Source organism: Ectopseudomonas composti, from assembly GCF_001567565.1.
In the GTDB taxonomy this organism is placed as follows: Bacteria; Pseudomonadota; Gammaproteobacteria; order Pseudomonadales; family Pseudomonadaceae; genus Aquipseudomonas; species Aquipseudomonas composti_A.
In genome coordinates, this window is the sequence record NZ_LSSW01000021.1 from 106,031 (window position 1) to 122,001 (window position 15,971).

Annotated in this window: 12 protein-coding genes; 6 read left to right on the forward strand and 6 right to left on the reverse strand. The window is 64.6% G+C overall.

The window, feature by feature from the left end; genetic code table 11:
* Window positions 1-6: 6 nt before the first annotated feature.
* Complete coding sequence (locus PCLY_RS07835) at window positions 7-1,935, reverse strand: DUF2207 domain-containing protein (protein ID WP_061238733.1); 1,929 nt, start codon at window positions 1,933-1,935, stop codon at window positions 7-9.
* 2 nt (window positions 1,936-1,937) lie between these two features.
* Window positions 1,938-2,504, reverse strand: coding sequence for a LemA family protein (locus PCLY_RS07840; RefSeq protein WP_061238734.1), 567 nt, complete (start codon window positions 2,502-2,504; stop codon window positions 1,938-1,940).
* 115 nt (window positions 2,505-2,619) lie between these two features.
* Between PCLY_RS07840 and PCLY_RS07845 the strand changes: the two genes are divergently transcribed.
* The 3 genes from PCLY_RS07845 to PCLY_RS24425 all read left to right on the forward strand — a co-directional run bounded on the left by PCLY_RS07845 (window position 2,620) and on the right by PCLY_RS24425 (window position 5,707).
* On the forward strand, window positions 2,620-4,539 hold the full coding sequence (locus PCLY_RS07845; RefSeq protein ID WP_061238735.1) for a DUF294 nucleotidyltransferase-like domain-containing protein: 1,920 nt from the start codon (window positions 2,620-2,622) through the stop codon (window positions 4,537-4,539).
* Complete coding sequence (locus PCLY_RS07850; RefSeq protein ID WP_061238736.1) at window positions 4,536-5,243, forward strand: 3'-5' exonuclease; 708 nt, start codon at window positions 4,536-4,538, stop codon at window positions 5,241-5,243. The genes PCLY_RS07845 and PCLY_RS07850 overlap by 4 nt, the downstream gene beginning before the upstream one ends.
* Before the next feature lie 302 nt (window positions 5,244-5,545).
* Window positions 5,546-5,707 (forward strand): DUF2986 domain-containing protein, encoded by a 162-nt coding sequence (locus PCLY_RS24425; protein WP_082768036.1) that lies wholly within the window; start codon window positions 5,546-5,548, stop codon window positions 5,705-5,707.
* Between the two features lie 99 nt (window positions 5,708-5,806).
* Here the strand turns inward: PCLY_RS24425 and PCLY_RS07855 are convergent, their stop codons facing one another.
* Window positions 5,807-6,709 (reverse strand): LysR family transcriptional regulator, encoded by a 903-nt coding sequence (locus PCLY_RS07855; RefSeq protein ID WP_061238737.1) that lies wholly within the window; start codon window positions 6,707-6,709, stop codon window positions 5,807-5,809.
* A gap of 143 nt (window positions 6,710-6,852) precedes the next feature.
* Here PCLY_RS07855 and PCLY_RS07860 point away from each other — a divergent pair, with 143 nt between their 5' ends.
* The gene (locus PCLY_RS07860; protein ID WP_061238738.1) at window positions 6,853-8,241 is read left to right on the forward strand and encodes an L-serine ammonia-lyase; all 1,389 of its coding nucleotides are present in this window, start codon (window positions 6,853-6,855) and stop codon (window positions 8,239-8,241) included.
* A gap of 421 nt (window positions 8,242-8,662) precedes the next feature.
* Here PCLY_RS07860 and PCLY_RS07865 read toward each other — a convergent pair whose 3' ends face one another.
* A complete protein-coding gene (locus PCLY_RS07865) occupies window positions 8,663-10,315 on the reverse strand; it encodes a BCCT family transporter (protein ID WP_061238739.1) in 1,653 nt (550 codons plus the stop codon).
* 192 nt (window positions 10,316-10,507) lie between these two features.
* Window positions 10,508-12,175: a BCCT family transporter gene (locus tag PCLY_RS07870; protein WP_061238740.1), complete on the reverse strand. Its 1,668-nt coding sequence runs from the start codon at window positions 12,173-12,175 to the stop codon at window positions 10,508-10,510.
* A 325-nt stretch (window positions 12,176-12,500) separates the two neighbouring features.
* On the opposite strand from PCLY_RS07870, the gene cls reads away from it, so the two are divergent.
* Window positions 12,501-13,946: a cardiolipin synthase gene (gene cls, locus PCLY_RS07875; protein ID WP_061238741.1), complete on the forward strand. Its 1,446-nt coding sequence runs from the start codon at window positions 12,501-12,503 to the stop codon at window positions 13,944-13,946.
* A 58-nt stretch (window positions 13,947-14,004) separates the two neighbouring features.
* Window positions 14,005-14,730, forward strand: coding sequence for a substrate-binding periplasmic protein (locus PCLY_RS07880; protein WP_061238742.1), 726 nt, complete (start codon window positions 14,005-14,007; stop codon window positions 14,728-14,730).
* Here the strand turns inward: PCLY_RS07880 and PCLY_RS07885 are convergent.
* Window positions 14,713-15,924: a PepSY-associated TM helix domain-containing protein gene (locus tag PCLY_RS07885; RefSeq protein WP_061238743.1), complete on the reverse strand. Its 1,212-nt coding sequence runs from the start codon at window positions 15,922-15,924 to the stop codon at window positions 14,713-14,715. The two genes, PCLY_RS07880 and PCLY_RS07885, sit on opposite strands and share 18 nt — an antisense overlap.
* Between the last annotated feature and the right edge of the window lie 47 nt (window positions 15,925-15,971).

Consider the following 15,971-nt stretch of genomic DNA (forward strand, 5'->3'; position numbering starts at 1 on the left):
GCCCGCCTACCAGCCCCCTCCACCGCCGCCGCCACCGCCTCCACCAGAGGAGCCGCCACCGGACGAACCACCACCGCCCGAGGAGCTGCTCGATGGCGGCGACGAGGCCAGTGCCGTGGCGCTGGCAAGCCCCGCAGCCAGTGCACCACTCAGCGCCTGTGGCGAGCTGTAGCTGCTACGGCTGTGGTACCAGTCGGGTTGGTAGTCGCGCTGCGCAGGGTCGATCAGACCGCTGGCCAAGGCCTCACTGAAGCGTGCGCTCCATTTGTCTTCCACGCCAAGGGCCATGGCGAACGGCAGGTGGCGCTCGTACAGGGCGATGCTCATCGCCGGGGCGTCGCCGGCCAGGGCCAGGGCGTCACGCTCGGCCAACTGCAGATAATCGCGATAGCCTTCCAGGGCATCGAGCAGGCGCCGGCCTTTCAGGGTCGGTGCCGGCAACAGGTAATAGAACACCACCACCAGCACCGTATAAGCGACAACCAGCAACAGTGCCGGCACGGACACCGCCGCTGCGATCATCAGCAGCCCCACCGGTACTGGCCAGCCGAACATCAGCGCCACCAGGTACAAGCCCATCTGCTTGCCGAAGCTCGGCTGATGGCGGGCCATGCTGAATACGATCAAGGTCGGCACGCCAAAGCCCAGGCTGAACACCAGTCCGGCCAGACCTGCGGCCCAATCCTCGCCGCCCTGACCACTCAGGAGCACGGTAGCCACACAGGCCAGTGCGGCCCACAGCAAGCCCCACACCCAGACGCCACGGTTGTTGGCGAACCAGGCCTTGCCCTGTTCCCTCAAGTGGCTGCTCAGCCCGGCCACCGCATCCGCCAGGCGCGGCTCGTACTCGCTGCCGATGGTCAGCGCGATGCCGGCCTTGTTGGCCGGGAACAGATGCTTGCGCAGGTCACGGTCGAGCTCGCTCATCTCACCATCTGCGCCCTGGTCACGGGCCAGGCTGAAACCACCGCCGTGCGCTTTGTCCTCGATATGCAGGTGCTTGCCGATGGCCATGTCGGTCAGCCATACACTGAAAGCCCGTGCCTCGCCGAACGCGCCGCGCAACCCGCGATGCCAGAGGTAACCGGCCTGCACCGCACTCATGCCCTGCGGCGCCTCGAACAGCGGAATGATCACGCCCTTCTGCGGGTCGCGGCCAACACGGTTCCAGGCCTTGAGGTAGAACAGCAACAGGCCGATCAGCAACAGCGCGCCCAGGCCCAGCCCCAGATTGTCCAGCAGCACCCGCGTGGCGCTCTGCAGCAGTCCCGGCCGTGGCACCAGCCCGGCTTGCCAGTCCACGGCCACGGTCAGACCGTTATGGGCCGGCAGCGCTTTGGTGGTGACCAGGCGCAGGAAGGCGTCTCGCTGCTCGACTATCTGGAAATCCTTGCCCTGAGCCCCCTGGCCCCCGGTATAAGCGGCCCACTGACCGATCCGCGCACCCGTCGGCAAATGCACCTCGACCGACGCCTGGCGGATGGGAAAAACCCAGCCGTTGCCCGTGACGTTCCAGTACAGCTCGTCCGTGTCGGCGTGGTGCAACAGGGCTCGCCCGACCCGATAGCGCAGCTCGTAACTATGCCGTCCCGGCTCCAGCAGCACATTCGGCGAGCCGAGATAAAAGCGTATCCAGGCGCCGTTGCGCTCACGGCGCACCGCTTCGGGACGGCCATCGCGGGTCACGCCCAGCAGGCTGATCGGGCTGCTCTGCTCAAGCCCCAGTGGCAGCGCATAGCCGACCGGTAGATCGCGATAAATGCCGCGCCGGATATCCCGTCCCTCGGCGTGCACGGTGATGCGTTCGGTCACCAGCAGATTGCCGTCCGCCTCGACCTGCAGGCTCACGGCAAAATCCTCGATGGCCTCCTGCGCCGACACCAGGCCGGGCAACAGGCAGACAATCAGCAACAGGCCACGCAACCATCCCTGCATGTTCAGAACTCCATCTTCGGCGATTGGCCATCACGCGGATCATCCAGCGTGAAGTAATCGGCGGGGGTAAAGGAAAACAGACGCGCCACCAGATTGCTCGGCACCGACTCGACCAGCACGTTGAGCTCGCGCACCGCCCCGTTGTAGTAACGCCGCGCCATCTGGATATGGTTCTCGACCTCGCTGATGTTGCCCTGCAACTCGCGAAATTGCTCGTCGGCCTTGAGCTCGGGATAGGCCTCGACCAGGGCGAACAGCTGGCGCAACTGGCTACCCAGCTGCGCCTCGACCGGTGCCCGCTGCCCCATTGGCGAGTCAACCAGTTGCATCGCCCGCGCGCGCTCCTGCACCAGCGCCTCCAGCGCGCTCTGCTCGTAACTCATGTACTGCCGCACGCACTCCACCAGCGCCGGAATCAGGCTGGAACGGCGCTTGAGCTGCACATCGATGCCGCTCCACGCCTCGGCCACACGGTGCCGATTGAACACCAGGCGGTTGTAATAAAAGACCGTGGCGCCACCCAGCAACAGCAACGCCGCCAGGCACCACCAGAACCACGAATGCGGCATACACCCTCCTTGTTGAGTCTGTTGTGACAGCCATTGTCCTCATAGCGACACCCCGGGAGGACATCCTATCGTTATGCTCGTATCCTCTAATGCCAGCCTGCCAGCGAGGTCCACCATGCAGATCGAGCTGATCGAGATCCGCGATCACCTTAATCGCTTCGCCCCTTTCGATAACCTGCCGGAGCAAACGCTCGACGAGATCGCTCGTCAAGTACAGGTTGGTTATTTCAAGGCCGGCAGCGAGATTCTCGCTGCCGGCGCGCCGATCCATGAGCTGCATTACGTGCGCAGCGGCGCGGTGGAAACCCATCGCCGCGGGGGCGAATTGCACAATCGCCTGACCGAGGGCGATATCTTCGGCCAGGCCGGTCTGCTGCGGGGCAACAAGGTGCGCCTGGGTGCCAGGGCACTGGAAGACAGCCTGATCTATTTCATCCCCGGCCCACTGTTTCAGCAGCTCTGCGACCAGTTCGACAGCTTCGCCGACTTCGTCGAGGCCGAAGGCCAATCGCGACTCAAATCGGCCCTCGAGGACAGTCACGGCAAAGCCAGCGAGCTGATGAAGATCAAGGTACGCAAGCTGATCGGCCGCTCGCCGGTCAGCGTGCCGCTGGACATGTCCGTACAGCAGGTGGCGAAGGTGATGAGCGAGCAGAGCGTGTCCTCGGTGATCATCGTCAACCCCAGCAGGCGCTGGCCCAACCCGGCGCAGGTGCAGGTGGCCGATCAGCAGAATCAGGTGATGGCCGGGATCCTCACCGACCGCGACCTGCGCGTGCGCGTGCTGGCCGAAGGGCTGCCAGGCGACACCCCGGTGAGCCAGGTGATGACCCCAGGGCCGGTCACCGTGCAGGCCGACGAGTCGGTGTTCGAGGCCATGCTGTGCATGCTGCGCAACAACATCCACCACCTGCCCGTGCTGCAGCGGCGTCGCCCGGTGGGCATGATCTCGCTGGCCGACGTCATTCGCTACGAGTCGCGCAGCAGCCTCTATCTGGTCAACAGCATCTTCAACAAGGACTCCGTCGAGGGCCTCAAGAACCTTTTGCCTGACCTGCACGCCACCTTCGTGCGCATGGTCGCCGACGATGCCAGCGCACACATGGTCGGCCGCGCCATGAGCAGCATCGGCCGTGCCTTCACCCGTCGCCTGCTGATCCTCGCCGAAGAGAAGCTCGGCCCGCCGCCAGTGCCTTACTGCTTCATGATCGCCGGCTCGATGGCCCGCGATGAGCAACTGCTACTCACCGATCAGGACAATGCCCTGGTACTCGACGACAGCTTCGACCCGGAACTGCATGACCCCTACTTCGCGGAAATGGCGCAGTTCGTCAGCAACGGCCTGTCTGCCTGCGGCTACGCCTACTGCAAGGGCGGGATCATGGCCAGCAACTCGAAGTGGCGCCAGCCACTGAAGGTCTGGCGGCAATACTTCAGCGAGTGGATCGAACGACCCAACCCGGAAACCCTGCTCAACAGCAGCATCTTCTTCGACCTCGATGGCGTGTACGGCAAGACCGCGCTGGTGGAGAACCTCAAGGAAATGCTGGCAGAAAAGGCCAGCGCCACGCCGGCCTTCCTCGCCGCGCTGGCGCGCAATGCGCTCAACCGCACGCCGCCGCTGGGCTTCTTCCGCACCTTCGTGATGGAAACCGATGGCCGGCAGAAGAACATCATCAACCTCAAGGGCCGTGGCACGGCGCCGCTGACCGACCTGATCCGCGTGCATGCCCTGGCCTGCGGTTCCAAGGCGCAGAACTCGCTGGAGCGCCTCGACGCCATCGCCGCCACCAAACTGCTGCCGCAGGAAGCCCTCGATCATCTGCGCTACGCCTTCGAGTTCCTCAGCCTGGTGCGCATCCGCCACCAGGCACGTGAGGTGGAAGCCGGCAACCCACCCGATAACTATGTCGAACCGGAAAAATTCAGCTCCAGCGAACGCCACCACCTCAAGGAAGCCTTCCAGGTAGTGAGCAACGCGCAGAAATTCCTGCGCTTCCGCTACCCGGCCCAGCCTCTGGCGCGTCCGCAATGAGTGATTGTCAGACCCTGGACTGGCCGCAACGCTTCGCCGAGCTCGCGGCCAGCAGCAATGACGAACGCCTGCGCGCCTACTACGGCGCCGGTTGCATCGCCGCCGACACGCCCCTGGCCGAGGTGCCGCTGGTAGCACTGGACGTGGAAACCACCGGCCTCGACCCGCGCGAGCACGCCATCGTCAGCCTCGGCCTGGTGCCGCTGGATCTGCAGCGCATCCGCTGCGCCGAGTCGCGTTACTGGGTGGTCAAGCCCACCAGCGAGCTGAGCGCCGAGTCGGTGACCTTCCACCACATCACCCACTCCGATGTCCGCCATGCCCCGCGCCTGGCTCATGTACTGGATGAATTGCTCGAAGCCTTGGCCGGCAAGGTAGTAGTGGCGCACTACCGCAAGATCGAGCGCAACTTCCTCGACCAGGCCCTGCGCCAGCACCTGGGCGAAGGGCTGCTCTTCCCGATCATCGACACCATGGAGCTGGAAGCCCGGGTGCACCCCAAACGTAGCGTCAACTGGTGGGACCGCCTGCGTGGTCGCGAGCGCATCTCCATCCGCCTGGCCGACAGCCGCCTGCGCTACGGCTTGCCGCTGTATTCCGCGCACCATGCGCTGACCGATGCACTGGCCTGTGGAGAGCTGCTGCAGGCGCAGGTGGCGGCGCACTACCCGGCGCATACGCCGGTGGGGGCGGTCTGGAGCTGATCGCCCCGAGGCGACGCTTTTTATTCGCGCATGCCGGCCGCTGCCGGCGCACAGGCCGATCTCATCGCATGGACACGTCAGAGCAAATGCTCTAGCGTCTGCCCGCGCTGGCAGCGCAGCTCCAATGCTGCCGCCCTGCACTGCAAAAGGTGCCTTGATCGCCCCCAGGCCCCATGTGTAAAAGCATCCGGAACGCTCTGCGCTAATTCGGCTCGCACCAGTCACGGTGCGATGCGTTATAAGCGCAGATACCCACGCCAGGTATGGGCACCATCAATTCAGGGCAACGCAGACACACGACCATGAATCGCCGCAAAAAGATCAAGCAACTGCTCGAAGCCCACGCCAAGAAGGCCAATGCCAAGCTCGCCCCAAAAAACAACAAGCCTAAATACATCAGCAAAGCTGACAGGGCGAAGCTGGAGGCTGAAGCGGTTCAAGAGCCTTTCGCGCCCAGTGAGTAAAAACCGGATAGACGGATGATGGGGCGCACGTAGAGCGTGGGGCCCGTCGAAAAGCCAAGAGCATCGCGGCTGAAGCCGCTCCTACCCGGCCGTACGGGGCTAACCCAGCACTCTGTCCGCCGTGTACACCGCCTCGTCGAGAAACACATTCACAGCCGGATGATCGCGCTCGCCCTTGCGGTAGGCGAGGAACACGCCGCGCTGGATATCCGGCAGCAGAGGCACGGCGATGACGCCGGGCAGCGGGCGCACCAGGCGCAGGCCGGAGACGATGGAAATGGAGTTGCCCGAGGCGACCATGGCCGCGACCATCTCGAAGCCGGCGCAGTGGGCGTTGATGCGCGGGGCAAAGCCCGAACGGCGGCAAAGGTTGGCGATGAACTCACCGAAGGAGCTGCCGCTGGAATCCAGCGCCCAGGCTTCGTCGCGCAGGTCGGCGACGGTCAGGCTGTCGCGCCTGGCCAGGGCATGGTCGATGGGCAGCAGCACGTGCAGCAAGTCCTGGGTGAGGGGAATCAGCGCGTAATGCTCGCGGTTCTCGTCCGGGGTCACGGCCAGGTCGTCGATCACCGCCACGTCGATCTGCCAGGAGCCCAGAGCGCTGAGGCTTTCCTGCGGCTCCAGATCCAGCACCACCACATTCAACCGAGGGTAAGCACCGCGTAGCGCACGCACGGTTTCCGCGATCACCGCCACGGCGATCGAAGGGAAGGCTGCCACGCGCAGTTCACCGGCGATCTCCCCGCGCAGCAGCGCCAGCTCGGAACGCGCTTCGTCGAGCACCACAAGGATGCGCTCGGCATGCGCCACCAGGCGCTCACCGGCCGGCGTCAGCACCACGCCGCGCCCACGCCGCTCGATCAACGCCACGTCGACTTCGCGCTCGAGCTGCGCGACCTGCTGCGACACCGCCGAGGGCGTCAGGTGCAGCGACTCGGCAGCGGCCGCCATGGTGCGGCAGCGGGCCAGTTCGCGCAGGGTTCGCAGGCGGGTGATGTCCATGGCGCGATCTCAATAGTTAAGTGACGCTAACGAATACGTTAAAAATAAATCAGTATACATAATGATATGGCCGTTCTTAGATAGAACAACCGCACGCGCGTAACCGGGCGCGTGTTCATTCAATCGACAAGAAGATCTCCGCCATGGCTATCAGCGTTTTTGACCTGTTCAAAGTGGGTATCGGCCCGTCCAGCTCTCACACCGTCGGCCCGATGCGCGCCGCCGCGCTGTTCACCCACGCCCTGGAAAACCACGAGCACATGCCCAAGGTGACCCGTGTGGTCGCCGAGCTGTACGGCTCGCTGGGCGCCACCGGCAAGGGCCATGGCAGTGACAAGGCAGTATTGCTCGGCCTTAGCGGCCATGAGCCGGATACCGTCAACGTCGATCAGGTGCCCGAGTACATCGAGGCCATCCGTCGCGACAAGCGCATCGTCCTGGCCGGCAAGCATGCCGTGGCCTTCGATGAGAAAGCCGACCTGAAGATGTTCCGCAAGGCGCTGCCCCTGCATGCCAACGGCCTGCGCTTCGCCGCCTTCGATGCCGCCGGCATCCAGCTGCACGAGGCCACCTACTACTCGGTCGGCGGCGGCTTCGTGGTCAGCGAGGCGGTGCTGGCCGATGGCAGCAAGCAGAAGATCATCGCCCCGGACGCCACCTCGCTGCCGCTGCCCTTCCGCAGCGGCGCCGATCTGCTCAAGCTGACCCGCGAGCACGGCATCGGCATCGCCGAAGTGATGCGCCGTAACGAGCGCCACTGGCGCACGGACGAAGAGACCGACACCGGTCTGCTGAACATCTGGAAGGTGATGCAGGCCTGTGTGGATCGTGGCTGCCGCACCGAGGGCATCCTCGCTGGCGGCTTCAAGGTACGCCGCCGCGCCGCCATCCTGGCGCGCAAGCTGGGCGGTTTCCAACGCAGCTACATCGAAGACCCGCTGCGCATGCTCGACTGGGTCAATCTCTGGGCGCTGGCGGTGAACGAAGAAAACGCCGCTGGTGGCCGCGTGGTCACCGCACCGACCAACGGCGCCGCCGGCATCGTCCCGGCGGTGCTGCACTACTACGCCAATGCCATTTCCGGCGCCAACGAGCGCGGCATCATCGACTTCCTGCTGACCGCCGGCGCCATCGGCATCCTGTACAAGGAAAACGCCTCGATCAGCGGCGCTGAAGTGGGCTGCCAGGGCGAAGTGGGCGTGGCCTGTTCGATGGCTGCCGGCGCGCTGTGTGCGGTACTGGGCGGCACCCCGGAGCAGGTCGAGAACGCCGCCGAGATCGGCATGGAACACCACCTGGGCCTGACCTGCGACCCGGTCGGCGGCCTGGTGCAGATCCCCTGCATTGAGCGCAACGCCATCGCCTCGGTGAAGGCGATCAACGCCGCACGCATGGCGCTGTACGGCGACGGTGCGCACTACGTGAGCCTGGACAAGGTGATCAAGACCATGCGCGAGACCGGTGCCGACATGCTGACCAAGTACAAGGAAACCGCTCGTGGCGGCCTGGCGGTGAATATCATCGAGTGCTGATGCCCAGCCAGTCCTGAAAACGCCCCGCTCAGCCGGGGCGTTTTCATTTCCAGCGAACGGTCAGCGTTGACCTCTGCCGCACACTCGCCCCGATCCCGCAGACGCAAACCTCGATCCGATGCACAGCGATGGCGGCATTCGTCGAGGGACGCAGCGCCGCAGCCCCACCGATTTCAGCGGCCGAGTGACGAGCCTCCCGATCCGCGCGTGCGCCTGCCTGTGAGCGCACCCTGGATCAGCGTCCCCACCTGCCAACCTGACAAGCGCTGAACGCAGCACAGTCCCTCCATCAGCGCAGCGACTGCGGCCGCGGAGAAGGGTCTCGCCTCGGTCTACCCCTAAACGAAAACGCCCCTATCTTGCGATAGAGGCGTTGTTGGCTGAACCCGGCTGCGCACTGCAGCCGGGCGGAGCGGTGCGCTTAGCGCGGTTCGCTCATCAACCCCTTGACGATCGCCACGCAGCCGACCAGCAGCACGATGGTGAACGGCAGGCCGGTGGAAACCGCCATGGCCTGCAGGGCCACCAGGCCTCCGCCGAGCAGCAGGGCCACGGCCAGGGCGCCTTCCATGATCACCCAGAACACCTTCTGCGAAACCGGCGAGTTGATCTTGCCGCCAGCGGTGATGGTGTCGATCACCAGCGAACCGGAGTCTGACGAGGTGATGAAGAACAGCACCACCAGCACGATGGCGATGAAGGAGCTGATGGCGCTGATCGGCAGCTGATCGAGCATGACGAACATCTTCAGCTCCAGTGCAGCCTGGCCCAGCTCGGTCAGACCACCGATGGCCTGGTGCAGCGCGGTGCCACCGAAGGTGCTCATCCAGATCACCGACACCAGCGACGGCACCAGCAGCACGGCAGTGAGGAACTCACGCACGGTGCGGCCACGGCTGACGCGCGCGATGAACATGCCCACGAACGGCGACCAGCTGATCCACCAGGCCCAGTAGAAGGCGGTCCAGCCCTGGCTGAAGTTGGCGTCTTCACGACCCACCGGATTGGATAGCGCCGGCAGGTACTGCAGATAAGCACCCAGGTTATCCAGCACACCGGTCAGCAACAGCAAGGTAGGGCCGGCGACCAGCACGAACGCCAGCAGTGCGAAGGCCAAACCCATGTTGATTTCGGAGAGGATCTTCACACCCTTGTCCACGCCGGTGAGTACCGAGCACAGCGCGATCAGGGTGATCACGGTGATCAGCAGCACCTTGGTGGTGGTGTCGGCCGGCAGGCCGAACAGCGCGTGCAGGCCAGCGGTAGCCTGCTCGGCGCCCAGGCCCAGAGAGGTCACCAGACCGAACAGGGTGGCGAACACCGCCAGGATGTCGATGACGTGGCCCGGCCAGCCCCACACGCGCTCACCGAGCAGCGGGAAGAAGATCGAGCGGAACGACAGCGGCAGGCCCTTGTTGAACGAGAACAGCGCCAGTGCCAGAGCGACGATGGCGTAGATCGCCCAGGGGTGCAGGCCCCAGTGGAAGATGGTGGTGGCCATGCTCAGGCGCGCCGCTTCGGCGGAGTTGCCAGCAGCCCCACCAAGCGGTGCCCAGTCAGTACGCACGCCATTGGCATCCACGGCCGTACCGCCGAGGGCGGTGCCGTAGTGCGACATCGGCTCGGCAACGCCGTAGAACATCAGACCGATGCCCATGCCTGCGGCGAACAGCATGGCGAACCAGGAAAAGTAGGAGTAATCGGGACGGGCCAGGGTGCCGCCCAAACGCACCTTGCCCAGCGGCGAAACGATCAGGCCCAGGCACAACAGCACGAAGATGTTGGCCGAACCGATGAAGAACCAGGAGAGGTGCACTGTCAGCCAGTCACGCACGGCCTTGAACAGCGGCTCCACCTGATCGTGCATGGCCAGCGCCAGCGCGACGAAGATGAGTGCGGCCACCGCCGATATCAGGAATACCACACCGTGGATATCGAGGTTGACCAGATAACGGCCACGGATGTTGTCCTGGCCAACCACATAGTCGGTGTCAATGAGATTGACGGCGCCGCTCGGGGCGGGAATACCGTCTGCGGATGAATCTTTCTTGCGGGATACGGGGCCTTGGCTCAAGGGGCTGCTCCTTCTTTTTTTACTCGCGAGCAATGCGGCGACCGCCGCTGCTATACGCGGATGCTGACGCTATCAGAAGGAAAATCGGCTCTGCGCTGCGCAAGCGGCGCAGGCTTTCCCATTAACGACCGCAAGGCAGGAATGAAAAAGCGCGCCGATGGGCGCGCTCTTTTCAGTGGTGTGCAGCGAGCTTCATCGAGGCTCGCTCATCAGCCCCTTGACGATGGAAATACAGCCCACCAGCAGCACGATGGTGAACGGCAACCCGGTCGACACGGCCATCGCCTGCAGCGCCACCAGGCCGCCGCCGAGCAGCAGGGCAATGGCGATGACGCCCTCGATGCTGGCCCAGAACACGCGCTGCGGTACCGGCGCATTGACCTTGCCGCCAGCGGTGATGGTGTCGATCACCAGCGAGCCGGAGTCCGACGAGGTGATGAAGAACACCACCACCAGCACGATGCCGATGAACGAGGTGATGCTGGTCAGCGGCATTTCACCGAGCATGCTGAACAGCTTCAGTTCCAGGCCGGCGTTCTGCGCACCGGTGAAACCATCGACCAGCAGCTGGTTGATGGCGGTACCCCCGAAGGCGGTCATCCACAGCACCGACACCAGCGACGGCACCAGCAGCACGGCCGTGAGGAACTCACGCACGGTACGGCCACGGCTGACGCGCGCGATGAACATGCCCACGAACGGCGACCAGCTGATCCACCAGGCCCAGTAGAAGGCCGTCCAGCCCTGGCTGAAGTTGACGTCCTCACGACCAACCGGATTGGCCAGCGCCGGCAGGTACTGCAGGTATGCGCCGAGGTTCTTGAAGAAGTCGGTGAAGATCACCAGAGTCGGCCCGGCGATGATGACGAACAGCAACAGAGCCATGGCCAGGCCCATGTTGATCTCCGACAGGCGCTTGACCCCCTTGTCCAGGCCGGCGACGACCGAGGCCAAGGCGATCATGGTGATGGCGATGATCAACAGTACCTTGGTGGTATCCGTGGCCGGAATGCCGAACAGGTACTCCACCCCGGCAGCCGCCTGTTCGGCGCCCAGACCGAGCGAGGTGACCAGACCGAACAGGGTGGCGAACACCGCGAGAATGTCGACGATATGCCCGGGCCAGCCCCACACGCGCTCGCCGAGGATCGGGTAGAAAATCGAACGGATCGACAGCGGCAGGCCCTTGTTGAACGAGAACAGCGCCAGTGCCAGGGCGACGATGGCGTAGATCGCCCAGGGGTGCAGACCCCAGTGGAAGATGGTCGCGGCCATGCCCAGGCGCACCGCTTCCTCGGCGTTGCCTGCGGCGCCACCCAGTGGTGCCCAGTCGGTACGCACACCATCCGCCCCGACGCTGATGCCGCCCATCGCCGAGCTGTAATGCGACATCGGCTCGGAGACGCCGTAGAACATCAGGCCGATGCCCATACCGGCAGCGAAGAGCATGGAGAACCAGCCCATGTAGGTGTAATCGGGGGTGGCATCCTTGCCGCCCAGACGCACCCTGCCCAGCGGCGAGACGATCAGGCCCAGGCTGAGCAGGACGAAAATGTTGGCGGCGCCGATGAAGAACCAGGCCATGTGGTGGGTCAGCCAGTCGCGCACACCACTGAACAGCGGTTCGACCTGATTCTGCAGAGCCAGGGCGAGGATCACGAAGATCACCGCAACCAGCGCGGAGATGGTGAAGACCTTGCCGTGGATATCCAGCGAGAAGATGAACTGGCCTTTGATGTTGTCCTGGCCGATGACGTAATCGGTATCGATCAGATTGGCTTCACCGGTCGGCGCCGGGATGCCCTCGTGGGTTTCCGCTGCGGATGGCGGGGTCGTTTCATTCGAAGGGACGTTTCCCATATCTTGGCGTGCTCCTTGATGCGTTGACTCGCTAGACGAGCGTGAACAGGACAGATGCCCTCCTCTTATTAAGTGACGCCCCACACAGGCAGCCCTGAAAATCATCCGGTCTTCAGAGGCCTCCCAAGCGAGCCGTACTGGAAAAGGTAACACATGAATTCCGTTCACTCGGCTCCACAGACACATGAAAAGCCCGAATAATTCCCCAGAAGGTGGCAATCTGCCCGGTACTGCCACGCCACGAAACACCGTGGCAGGATGAACGTACAACGCTCTGCCACCGTCGTAGTCACTAGCACACGGCCCGTACAAAGGAAGACCCTGCATGCTCGCGGATTTCGGCATTCCCCATCTGTTCGCCTACCTGATCGCCACCATTCACAGCCTCGGCGTGGTGGCCGCGATCCACGCCGTGCTGACCGTGCGCACCGCCCAGGGCGCGCTGGCCTGGGGCCTGTCGCTGTTCTTCATGCCTTACCTGACACTGCTGCCGTATCTGGTGTTCGGGCGCAGCCGCTTCGACGCCTACGTCAAGGCGCGGCGCCAGGCCGATCAGGAAATGCGCCTGGCGATGACCGAGCAGGACTGGCGCCCCTGGGTCGAGGAAGCCAAGGCTGCCCATCTGTCGCCCGCCTACAACCGCCTCCGCGCCCTGCCCCGCCTGTCGCATCTGCCTGGCCTGACCGGCAACCGCGTCGAGTTGCTGATCGACGGCGAGGCCACCTTCACCGCGATCCTCAAGGCACTGGCCAGCGCGCAGCAGGTGATTCTGCTGCAGTTTTTCATCATCCGCGACGACGCCCTCGGCCAGCGCCTGCGCGACGTGCTGCTGGAGCGTGCGGCCGCCGGCGTTCGGGTGCATGTGCTGTACGACGGCGTCGGCAGCCACTCGCTGCCCCGCGCCTACATCGACCACCTGCGCCGCGGCGGCGTAGAGGTGCATGCCTTCCCCACTCGTTCCGGGTTGTTCAACCGCTTCCAGCTGAATTTTCGCAACCACCGCAAGATCGTCGTGGTCGACGGCGAGATCGGTTTTCTCGGCGGGCTCAACGTCGGCATCGAATACCTCGGGCAGAAGCCGCCCCTGGCGCCCTGGCGCGACACCCATGTGGAAGTGCGCGGGCCGGTGGTGGCGAGCCTGCAGGAAGCCTTCGCCGAGGACTGGTACTGGGCCTGCAAGCGATTGCCACCGCTGCTGATGCCGAGCAAGCAGGACGAACCCGGCCTGCTCTGCCAGGTGGTCGCCAGCGGCCCGGCCGACCCGCAGGAAACCTGCTCGCTGCTGTTCGTCGAGGCTCTGCATGCGGCGCGTGAGCGGGTCTGGCTGAGCAGCCCCTACTTCGTCCCCGACGAAGCCCTGTTCGCCGCCTTGCGCCTGGCGGTGATGCGCGGCGTCGACGTGCGCCTGCTGCTGCCGGCGCGCCCCGACCATCGCATCGTCTACGCCGCCTCCAGCCTGTATGCCTTCGAAGCCCTGCGCGCTGGTGTGCGCGTCTTTCGCTACCAGCCGGGCTTCCTGCACCAGAAGGCCCTGCTGATCGACCATGACGCCAGCATGCTGGGCAGCGCCAACCTGGACAATCGCTCCTTCCGCCTGAATTTCGAAGTCAGCCTGCTGACCTTCGACGAGGGTTTCAATGCCCGGGTCGCCGCCATGCTGGAAGACGACTTCAGCCGCTCACGCGAGTTGGTCAACGCCGACCGGCGCAATCTGCACCGTCTGCAGCAACTGGGCATGCGCGTGGCGCGCCTGATCTCGCCGATTCTCTGAGGCACGGCTATGGTTAGGGGGCCAGCCGCTGTTAGCTGTCAGCGAGATCCAGCCTGCCATGACCAGATGCTTCGCCCTGCTGCTCTGCCTGATCGCTCTGCCTGCCGCGGCGCAGGAAGAGATTCGTGTCGGCGTCGAACTGCAGCCCTACCAGCCCTACTCCGATGTGGAGAGCGGCGAGTACCGCGGCTACGCCCGCGACCTGCTGGACGCCTTCGCCGCCGAGTACGGCTATCGCTTCGTCTACACGCCGCTGCCGGTTCGGCGCCTGCTCAGTGATTTCCTCTCGGGCCGGGTCGACCTCAAGTTTCCCGATCACCCGCAATGGAACGCCGATCAGAAAGCCGGCTATGACATCCACTACAGCCATCCGGCAGCGCCCTATATCGACGGGATTCTGCTGAAGCCGCAGCGCCTCGGCCAGGACCTGCAACGTATCGAACTGCTCGGTACGCAGAATGGCTTCACGCCCTGGCCCTACCTACCGGACATCCGCGCCGGGCGCATTCGCCTGATCCAGGCCAACCAGATCGAATCACTGCTGCGCATGGCCAGCAGCGACCGCGTCGACGCCGTCTACCTCAACCCCAAGGTCGTGGCGCATCAACTGAGGCAGATGCACATGGCGCCAGACAGCCTGGTGTACGACCCCTCGCTGCCGCATGTGCAAGACCACTACTACCTGTCGAGCATCCGCCATCCGCAGCTGATCGAGGCGTTCAACCGCTTCCTCGAAGAACGCGCCGATCAGGTCGCCGAACTTCGTTTACGCCACGGCTTGTGAAGCGCAACGCAGACGCTGCTCGGCGAGCACACGCGAGCGGCGCTTCCTGGCCCAGATCACCACGCCGGTGAGCGACAGACCGGCAACGGCCAGCCCCAGCAACGACACCAGAATCCGCCCCGGCAGGCCGATGATGCGCCCGGAATGCAGGGGGAACTGCGCCTGCAGGAAGATATCACCGGCGCTGCCAGTACCCGGCACATGCGCGCCAGCCAGTTCGCCACTGCGGCTATCGACATAGAGCCAGGGGTTGCCCAGACCGGCCTCACCGTGGTCATCGCCCAGCTCGTAGAAGCCGACGCCATAGACGCCGAATTCGGCCGAATGGAACAGCGCAGCCGCCGGTGCCTGCCAGCCCAGCCGCCGCGCTTCGGCATCGGCAATGGCGATGGCCTGGCGACGGTCGATCTGCGGCACGATCTGCGTGTCCAGCGTCACCGGCGTGCGGCTGGCGAAGGGGCTCGGTGTCAGCGGCGAGAACAGCTCCACCAACGGCCGCACCACCTGGCGTTCGAGGTTCATCGATACCGAGGTAACCGCCAGGATCAGCAGCAGCAGCCAGATCCACACGCCACCGGAGCGGTGCAGGTCGAAGTTGAGCTTGTAGCCACCCTGGCGCCAGCGAAAGGCGAACGACTTGCGCCAGCTGCGCAGATTGGGGAACGACAGCCACAGCGCGACCAGGCAATCGAGGCACCAGACGATGGCGACGATGCCGAACAGCAGCACGCCCAGCTCGATACCAAAGCCATCGGGGATATGCAGGCTGTAATGCAGCTTGTAGAGAAACGGCAGCAGGTTCTCCCGGCTCAGGGAAATCGCCCCCCACTCGCGCTGCCCCTGGACATCACCGCTGACCGGATCGATGCCAAGTTGATTGAAACTCAGATCAAAGGCCTTGCCGGTGGCCGGATCGATACGTGGATCGACGAAGATACCCAGCGCATGACCAGGCTCCAGCGCCAACGGCATGAAGCTCACCTGCAGGCGCGGGTCGCGTGCTTCCAGAGCATCCACCAGCTGCAGCGGGTCCTGCGCCGGCCCTGCGCGTTGCGCATCGAACAGGTGCGGGTTGAGCCACTCGTCCAGTTCGTGATCCCAGGAAATGACAGCGCCGGTCAAGCCGGCGGTGAACAGGAACAGGGCGATGAACAGGCCGCACCAGCGGTGCAGCAGTACCAGAATCGGGCGCATCGAATTCTCTCGTCGACGAACAGGGCCGCCCTCGCGGGCGGCCCTGG